This window comes from Microlunatus sp. GCM10028923, assembly GCF_042666975.1.
Taxonomy (GTDB): domain Bacteria; phylum Actinomycetota; class Actinomycetes; order Propionibacteriales; family Propionibacteriaceae; genus Microlunatus.
Map to the genome: position 1 here is coordinate 1 of NZ_JBHTFF010000032.1, position 1,406 is coordinate 1,406.

Below are 1,406 nucleotides of genomic sequence, written 5' to 3' on the forward strand. Positions count from 1 at the left end.
GCCTCTCCTCACGCTTGTGTGGGTGATCGAGGCGGGTTGATCGGCGGGGTTCCCCTTGTGTGGTGGAGGTTTCGACGTGTTGTGGGAGATGTGAGGACGCGCACGCGGTCGGCTCTTCTAGGTTGGTGATTGCGAAGTCAACCGACCTGAAGGGCGTTACGCGTGCGCGTCACCACAGCATTTAACCGTGTCCTGCAAATCCAGGGTGCATCGGTGGTCGGGATCGAGTTCGGGACGGACGGGATCGTGATCGATGTTCGTCGTCGTGCTCGCCGGTATCGGTGCCCGTGTGGGGCTTCGGCGAGGGCTCGTTATGACGGTCGGGTCCGGCGGTGGCGTCATCTCGATCTCGCCGGCTCGCGGTTGTGGCTTCGGTCCGAGATTGCACGGATCTGGTGCCGGTCCTGCATGGCGGTCAGGACCGAGGACGTGCCCTGGGCCCGGCCGGGTGCCCGGCACAGTCGTGATTTCGAGGACCTGGTCGCCTGGTTGGCGCAGCGGATGGACAAGACCGGTCTGGCCCGGTTGATGCGGTGTTCCTGGACCGCGGTCGATCAGATCGTGACCCGCGTGGTCGAGGAGAACCTGGACGATTCCCGGCTCGATGATCTCTACCGGATCGGGGTGGATGAGATCTCTTATCGACGCGGTCATACCTATCTGACCGTGGTCGCCGATCATGACACCGGCGATGTGGTCTGGGTCGGTGAAGGACACACCAAGGCGTCGTTGGCCAGGTTCTATGCCGAACTGGGTCCCGAGCGGACCGCTCAGCTGGAAGCGGTCACGATGGACGGTGGCGGCGCCTATATCGCCGCGACCGAGGAACACGCACCGAACGCTGAGATCTGTTTCGACGCCTTCCATGTGATCAAGTGGGCCACGGAAGCCCTGGATGCGGTGTTTCGGTCCAGTGACCTTCCCGCGCTGACCGCGCAGATCCAAGCGGCCCGCAACACCCGACCCTGGCTGAAAGCCCGCAACGCGCTGCGCGGAGCGAAGCAGAACCTCACCCGGCAGCATCGCCGGATCCTGGCCATGATCAGGACTGAGCGGGCCGAGCTCTACGACGCCTGGATCCTGAAGGAAGAGCTCCGAGATCTCTACCGGATCGTCCCGCCCGACCGCGCTGCGGCCTATCTGACCCGTTGGATCCGACGGGCCTGGAACAGCGGCCACCGGGCCATGATCAAACTCGGCGATCGGATCGCCGCTCACTACGACGGGATCGTCGCCGCCGCGGAGAATCAACTCTCCAACGGACGACTCGAAGGCATCAACACCAAGATCAGAGTCATCCAACGCCGCGGCTACGGCCACCCCACAGCCCAATCCCTGACCGCGATGATCTACCTCTGCTGCAGCTCGATCAAGATCAACTTACCCACACAAACCTGAGTAGAGCC

The 1,406-nt window shown here is 63.4% G+C and carries 1 protein-coding gene; it reads left to right on the forward strand.

The genetic code is table 11. The annotated features are described in order from the left end of the window. Positions 1 to 162: 162 nt before the first annotated feature. A complete protein-coding gene (locus ACFQU4_RS37605) occupies positions 163 to 1,398 on the forward strand; it encodes an ISL3 family transposase (protein WP_377502445.1) in 1,236 nt (411 codons plus the stop codon). Positions 1,399 to 1,406: the final 8 nt, after the last annotated feature.